This is a genomic window from Eggerthella sp., assembly GCF_048329335.1.
GTDB lineage: Bacteria > Actinomycetota > Coriobacteriia > Coriobacteriales > Eggerthellaceae > Eggerthella > Eggerthella lenta.
Genome location: NZ_DBFEGU010000473.1, coordinates 1 through 7252 on the forward strand (window position 1 = coordinate 1; position 7252 = coordinate 7252).

4 protein-coding genes are annotated in these 7252 nt (G+C 67.6%); all 4 read left to right on the forward strand.

From position 1 onward, the window contains the following. The coding region (locus ACMO6A_RS14650) for a YhgE/Pip family protein (protein ID WP_418471468.1) at nt 1–2110 on the forward strand (2110 nt) is incomplete at its 5' end. Further along, entirely contained in the window at nt 2103–4289 is a 2187-nt protein-coding gene (locus ACMO6A_RS14655) for a YhgE/Pip domain-containing protein (protein ID WP_009304392.1), read from the forward strand. The genes ACMO6A_RS14650 and ACMO6A_RS14655, both read left to right, overlap by 8 nt. Nucleotides 4290–4382: 93 nt before the next feature. Next, the gene (locus ACMO6A_RS14660) at nt 4383–6176 is read left to right on the forward strand and encodes an ABC transporter ATP-binding protein (RefSeq protein ID WP_009608520.1); all 1794 of its coding nucleotides are present in this window, start codon (nt 4383–4385) and stop codon (nt 6174–6176) included. 162 nt (nt 6177–6338) lie between these two features. Continuing rightward, nucleotides 6339–7252, forward strand: a 914-nt coding sequence (locus ACMO6A_RS14665; RefSeq protein ID WP_418471469.1) for an NAD(P)/FAD-dependent oxidoreductase, incomplete at its 3' end; no start/stop codon positions are given.

The window sequence follows — 7252 nt, forward strand, 5'->3', positions numbered from 1 at the left end:
AGCGTTGGCGGAGTCGAACGACGCGCTGGACGCATCGAAGGCGAGGGCGGCGGTCAAAGTGGCGGGCGCGGTGCAGGCGATATCCGAGGCGCGCGCCACGCTTGACGGGATCGTCGCGGCCACCGACGAAGCTCAGGCCAAGGCTGACGGCTCCAAAGACGCGCTCGGACGGGCGCGCGAGGACATCGCCGCGGCGGGCGACGCCCTCGCGGCCATCGCGAACCTGACCTCCCAGCTGCAGGGCGAGGCCGCGGAGCTTTCCTCGGCGGCGATGCCCGCCGTGAACAAGACGATCCGCACGGTGTCGGAAGCGTCCTCGAAAGCGAACGGCGCCGTCGGCAGCATGACCGCGGCGGCGGGCGAGGCGCAGGCGGGCATCGGCGCGACCATCGCGCAGGGCCGCGCCGCCGCCGAGGAGAGCAAGGCGCTGGCCGCCCAGGTGCGCCAGGCGGCTCAGGCGCTGCCCGAAGGCGATGCGGCCAAAGAGCCGCTCGTCGCGGTCGCCGATGCGCTCGACCAGCGTGCGGCCGACGCGCAGGCGACGCTCGACGCTCTCGACGCGGCGAACAGGCAAGCGGGCGATCTCGCGCGCGCGGTGTCCCAAGCGGGAACGTCCTTCGACGGATCGGTGCAGGGCGCGGCCGATGCAGCGGGGGCGTACGCGGACGGCCTGTTCGGCGATACGGTTCCCACCGTCAACCGAAGCCTCGCGCAGCTGAGCGCGGTTTCGTCTTCGCTCGCGGCCGCCGTGTCGAACCAACGTCTGCTGATCGACCAGACCGAGTTGGCGATCGGCCAGTTGACCTCCACGCTCGTCGCCGCGCGTGAGGCGCTCGGCCAGACCGACGGCATCCTTGCCGATTTGGAGGAAAGCCTGTCCACCGTGCAGACCGACGTGCTGTCGCTCGGCGAATCGGGAGCGCTCGCGAAGGCGTTCGGCGAGGACGGCCTCGACGCGGCCAAAATCGCCGACTTCATGGGCTCGCCCACCGAACTGGTCACCGAGCAGCTGTACGAGCTGAACGCGTACGGTTCGGCCATGGCTCCGCTGTTCATGAACCTCACGTTCTGGATCGGCGCGTTCATGCTGCTGGTCATCATGAAGCAGGAAGTGGACGGTGAAGGCGTGCGCAAGCTCACCGTCACGCAGCGCTACCTGGGGCGCTTCCTGCTGCTGGCCGCGATGGCGGTGCTGCAGGCGGCGATCTGCTGCGCCGGCGTGCTGGCCATCGGGGTGCAGGCGGCGAACGCTCCCGCGCTCTTCTTCGCTGCCATCGTGGCCTCCCTTTCCTATCTCAGCATCATCTACGCGCTGTCGGTTACCCTGCAGCATATCGGCAAGGGTATCTGCATCGTGCTGGTGTTCGCGCAGATCCCCGGCGCGACGGGGCTGTATCCCATCGAGATGACCTCGAGCTTCTTCCAGGCCGTCTACCCGTTCTTCCCCTTCACTTACGGCATCTCCGCCATGCGCGAGGCTATCTTCGGCTTCTACGGATCGCAGTACGTCGACGCCCTGGGGATGCTCGCGCTATTCTTCGCGCTGTTCATGGCGTTCGGCATCCTCGTGCGGCCGCTCATGGCGAACGTCAACCGCATGGTGGCCTGCCAGGTGCGCGAGAGCGGCATCTTCAACGGGGAGGACGTGGAGATCCCCGCGCGCCCCTATCGCGTGTCGCAGCTGTTCAGAGCGTTGTCTGACAAAGAGGAGTATCGTGAGGAGCTGCGGGCGCGCATGGAGCGCTTCGAGCGATGGTACCCGCGTCTCATCCGCGGTGCGCTGGCCTTGGGGCTTTCGGTGCCCGTGGCGCTTGCGGTGGTGTTCTCGCTCACGCCGGCCGAGAAGGTGCAGCTGCTCACGGCGTGGCTGGTTTGGCTCGTCGTGGTGTTCGTGTTCCTCGTGGTGGTGGAGAGCCTGCGCGCGGGGCTCGAACGCCAGATGAGGCTCGAAGGTATGAGCGACGAGGGGCTGTTGGAGCTGGGCGGCGCGCGCGACCGCATGGTGCGCTCGTCCGACGACGAGGCGTCCGGTGATCCGGCGCCCGCCGCGGCCTGCGCCTCCGACGCGCATGAAGCGCAGGATGCGGAAGGGGGCGTCGTCCGTGGGTAACGTGATCCGCATCGTGCGCAGCGACTTCAAGCGGCTGTTCGCGAACGCGATGAGCGTGATCATCGTGATCGGGCTCGTGGTGATGCCGTCGATCTTCGCGTGGTACAACGTCATCGCGTGTTGGAACGTGTTCGACAACACGGGCAACCTGACGGTGGCGGTAGCGAACGTCGACGACGGCTACGAGAGCGATCTCGTGCCTTTGCGCGTGAACATCGGCGAGCGGGTGGTGTCGGCTCTGCGAGCAAATGACCAGATCGACTGGACGTTCACCACCGAGGAGGACGCGGTGGACGGCGCGCGGTCGGGACGCTACTACGCGGCCGTGGTCATCCCCGCGGGGTTCAGCAAGGATATGCTGACGTTCTACTCCGAGGACGTGCAGCACGCCCGTATCGTCTACTACGCCAACGAGAAGAAGAGCGCTATTGCGCCGAAGATCACCGATCAAGGTGCCGATTCGGTATCGTACCAGGTGAACGAGGTGTTCGCCCAGACGTTGTCAGAAGTGGCGCTGGGCATCGCCGAGTCGATGTCCGCCTACGCCGACGAGGCAGACGTGGGCGGGCGCATTGCGGGTGTGTCGGGGAAAGTGCGCGACATGGGAGCGCAAGCCGAACGGATGGCGTCGGTGCTGGAACTGTATTCGTCGCTGGCCGGCGCTGCGCAGACGCTCGCGAGCGACTCGGGCAAGCTGGTAGTCGCAGCGCAAAACGGGGTCGATGGCCTCGACGCCGCATCGTCTCAGGGCTCTACGTCGGCCTCCGACCTGGTGACGGCCGTGAAAGGGTCGGTCGACGACCTTGCGGGCGCACTCGACGGTGCTGCCGCGCGCTTCGACGAGGTGTCTGCCTCCGCAGGGGCGCTGTTCGACGCCGCCTCGACCGGTGCCGCGCAGGGCGCGGCAGGGCTGCGGGGCCAGGCCGAAGCTGTGGACGCGCAGATCGCGCGGTACCGTAGCGCCATAGAGCAGCTCGAGGAGCTGCGAGGCTCGTTGCCTTCCGATGCCCAGCAGGCGCTCGACGCCGTCATCGCGCGCATGAGCGCCGTCGTCTCGCTTATGGAGGGCATGCGCGACAACCTGGGCGCCGCAGCCGAGAGGCTGGAGGCTGGAAACGCCGACGTGGAGGCTCAGCGCGCGGAGGTCGAACGGCTTGCGGCTGAGGCGCGGCAGGCCTCCGACGACCTCGCAGCCTCGTTCGACAGCGGGCTCAAGCCGGGCTTGCAGCAGCTCGCGGACAGCGCGGGCGTGCTTGCGGCTAACATGGGAGACGGCCTGGACGGTCTGCGCTCGTCGGGCGCCGATCTGTCCGCGTCCGCAGGGTCGGCCGCCGACGTGCTGGGCGATGCGCGCGCGAAGGTGGACGAGGCGGCGCAGAAGTTGCGCGAAACGGCGCGCGAGCTGGATACGCTCGCCGACGGCGTGGACGAGGCGCTGGTCGCGGGCGACGCGGACGCGCTGCGCGCGGTGCTGGGCGCCGACGCGCAGCTCTTGTCGAAGGCGCTCGCAGCGCCGGTGGGCATCGAGCGCGAGGCCGTGTTCCCGGCTGAGAACTTCGGTTCGGCCATGGCCCCGCTGTACACGACGCTCGCCCTGTTCATCGGGTCGCTTTTGATCCTCGTGGTGGTGAAGCCGACGGTTTCCGACCGCACCCGCGAGCAGCTGTCCGACCCGCAGCCGCGCCAGCTGTTCATGGGGCGCTTCGGCGTGCTGGCGTTCTTGTCGCTCGCGCAGACCACGGTGATGGGCTTGGGGAACCTGCTGTTCTTGCAGGTGCAGGTTGCCGAGCCCGCGCTGTTCATGCTGTGCTTCTGGATAGCCGGCCTCGTGTTCACGTTCCTGATATACGCGCTGGTGGCGGCGTTCGCGAACCTCGGCAAGGCCGTGGCGGTGCTGCTGTTGATCATCCAGGTGACGGGGTGCGGCGGGTCGTTCCCGCTGCAGCTACTGCCGCCGTTCGTGCAGGCCCTGAGCCCCTGGCTTCCCGCCACGCACGTGGTGAACGCCATGCGGGCGGCCATGTTCGGCACCTACGGCGCCGACTTCTGGACGGAGATCGGGCTGCTCCTGCTGTTCCTGATCCCCGCGGCGCTCATCGGCCTCGTGCTGCGCAAACCCCTCGCCAAGTTCATGACCTGGTACGTCGAGCAGGTAGAGTCGTCCAAGCTCGTAGGGTAGGGCCTGCGGCTTCCTTGTCAAGGCCCGCGGCACGCCCCCCGGCCTTGCCTTCTTGTGGCATAATCGTGCTGAGAAAAGAGAAAGGAATCCCGCATGGCACGAACCGGTGCTCCGTCGACGACGCGTCGCACGCTCTACTACTTCTGGCTGGTCACCCGTAAGCACATCGGGCTGTTCGCCGCGCTCATGACCGCGACGTTTCTGTTCGTGGCGCTGCTTTCGTACGGCAACCCCTACGTCATGAGCCTCGTGGTGGATCGCGTGAGCGCGGGCTCGGTGGCGCCCGACGAGGTGTTCTCGGTGTTCGGCCCCTACATCGCCGCGCTCATCCTCATCAACGTGGCCGGCCAGGCGGCCAGCAAGGTGCAGGACTACACGATGTACCGGCTGGAGATCGCCGCGTCCTACGACTTGGCCACCATGTCGTTCGACGCGCTGTCGAACCAGTCGATGTCGTTCCACTCAAACCGCTTCGGCGGCACGCTGGTCAGCCAGACGACGAAGTTCATGAGCGCCTACCAGCTGCTGCTGGAAACCATCACGTTCCCGTTTCTGCCGGTCATCTGCTCGGTGGTGTTCACCTGTGCCATCCTCGCGCCGCGCGTGCCGGTGTACGTGGCCATCCTCATGGTGCTGCTGGCGGTGTACGCGGGCGTGTCGTACTACATGTACAAGCGCATCCTGCACCTCAACGAGCAGGCGGCCAGCGCGCAGAACCAGCTGTCGGGCGAGCTGTCCGACTCGGTGGCGAACATCCTGGCGGTGAAGACCTACGGGCGCGAGGACTACGAGCGGGGGCTGTTCGACCAGGCGAACCGCGAGGTGGTGGCGCGCGACTCGAAGCGCATGTGGGCGTCGCTGACGCGCGGCATCGTGACGGCGTGCATCACCATCGCCATTATGAGCGTGGTGGCGGTGTTCATCGCGGGCGGCAACGCGTGGTACGGTATCACGCCCGGCACGCTCGTGGTGATGTTCACCTACACCTACACGGTGACGAACCAGTTCAACTTCATCAACAACGGGCTGCAGCGCTTCAACCGCGCGTTCGGCGACGCGAGCGGCATGACCGTCATCCTTGACGAGCCGCGCCTCGTGGACGACAAGCCCGGCGCGCCGGAGCTCGAGGTGCGCGAGGGCGCCATCGACTTCGAGGGCATCGACTTCTGGTACACCGACGGCGACGCGTGCACGCACGTGTTCGACGACTTCGAGCTGCATATCCCCGCAGGCCAGCGCGTGGGCCTCGTGGGCACGAGCGGGGCGGGGAAGACCACGCTCACGAAGCTTTTGCTGCGCTTGTCCGACATCCAGGAGGGGCGCATCCTCATCGACGGCCAGAACATCGCCGAGACGACGCAGCAGTCGCTGCGCCGCCAGATCGCCTACGTGCCGCAGGAGGCGCTGCTGTTCCATCGCACCATCGCCGAGAACATCGCCTACGGGCGGCCCGACGCCACGATGGAGCAGATCCGCGAAGCGGCGCGCCAGGCGAACGCGCTGGAGTTCATCGAGCGGCTGCCGCAGGGCTTCGACACCGTCACGGGCGAGCGCGGCGTGAAGCTGTCGGGCGGCCAGCGTCAGCGCATCGCCATCGCGCGGGCGCTTCTGGCCGACTGCCCGGTGCTCGTGCTGGACGAGGCCACGAGCGCGCTCGACTCCGAAAGCGAGCAGCTGGTGCAAGACGCGCTGGCAACGCTCATGCGCGGGCGCACGTCCATCGTGGTGGCACACCGCCTGTCCACCGTGGCCAGCCTCGACCGCATCGTGGTGCTCGACGGCGGCAAGGTGGCCGAGAACGGCCCGCACGCCCAGCTCATCGAGCAGGGCGGCGAGTACGCGAACCTCTGGAGCCGCCAGACGGGGGCGTATTTGGAAGAGGAGTGACGCTCGGCGAGGGAGGGGAGTCCTTGCGCGGGAGGCTGTGCTTCGCGCGGTCAACCCTTCGTCAATGAGCGCCCTACGCTTCGCGCCCGAACGGCCGATCCGCCGCCGTTGCGGGCTATCGTTTTCGGGCAAATAGACGAAACCGAAGCGAAAGGGTTTACCATGACCTCTCTATGGGCGGAGCGCACCCCGAGGCCCGACGGCATCGCGAAAACGCTCGACGGAGACGTATCCGTCGACGTGCTGGTCATCGGCGGCGGCATGGCGGGCATGCTGTGCGCCTACCTGCTGGGCCGGGCCGGTTGCTCGTGCGCGGTGGTCGAGCAGAGCCTCGTCGGGTCGGGCGTCACGCAGAACACCACGGCGAAGGTGACCGCGCAGCACAACCTCGTGTACGACCGGCTGATCAGGGAGCACGGCGCCGAGAACGCGCGGCTGTACTACGAGGCGAACCAGGCCGCCGTGGCGGGGCTTCGGCAGCTGAGCGACGCCTTCCCCTGCGATTTCGAGGAGAAGACCGCCTACGTGTACGCCGAGGAGTCGACGGAGGGTCTGGAGCGCGAGCTCGCCGCCTACGAGCAGCTGGGCATCCCGCATCATGTCCTGCCGAGCGCGCCGGTGCCGATCGCGAACAAAGGAGCGCTGGGGATGGAGCGCCAGGCGCAGTTCAACCCCCTCAAGCTGCTCTACGGGCTGGCGCCGTCGGTCGACGTGTACGAGAACGCCTTCGTCTCGGAGGTGTCGGGAACCACGGCGCGCACGCAAGAGGGCTCCATCACTGCCGAGCACATCGTGTTCGCGACCCATTACCCCCTGGTCAACATCCCGGGACTCTATTTCATGAAGCTCCACCAGGAGCGTTCCTACGCGCTTGCGCTCAAGGACGCCCCCGCTGTGGACGGCATGTTCATCGGCGAGGGCGGCGGCTTCTCCTTCCGCACCTACGAGGATTTCCTTCTGGTGGGCGGCGGGGGCCATCGCACGGGCAAGGGGCCGGGGTCGGAGGAAGGCTACCGCGCGATCCGCACGTTCGCGGACGCGGCGTACCCGGGTTGCGTCGAGTGCTGCGCGTGGGC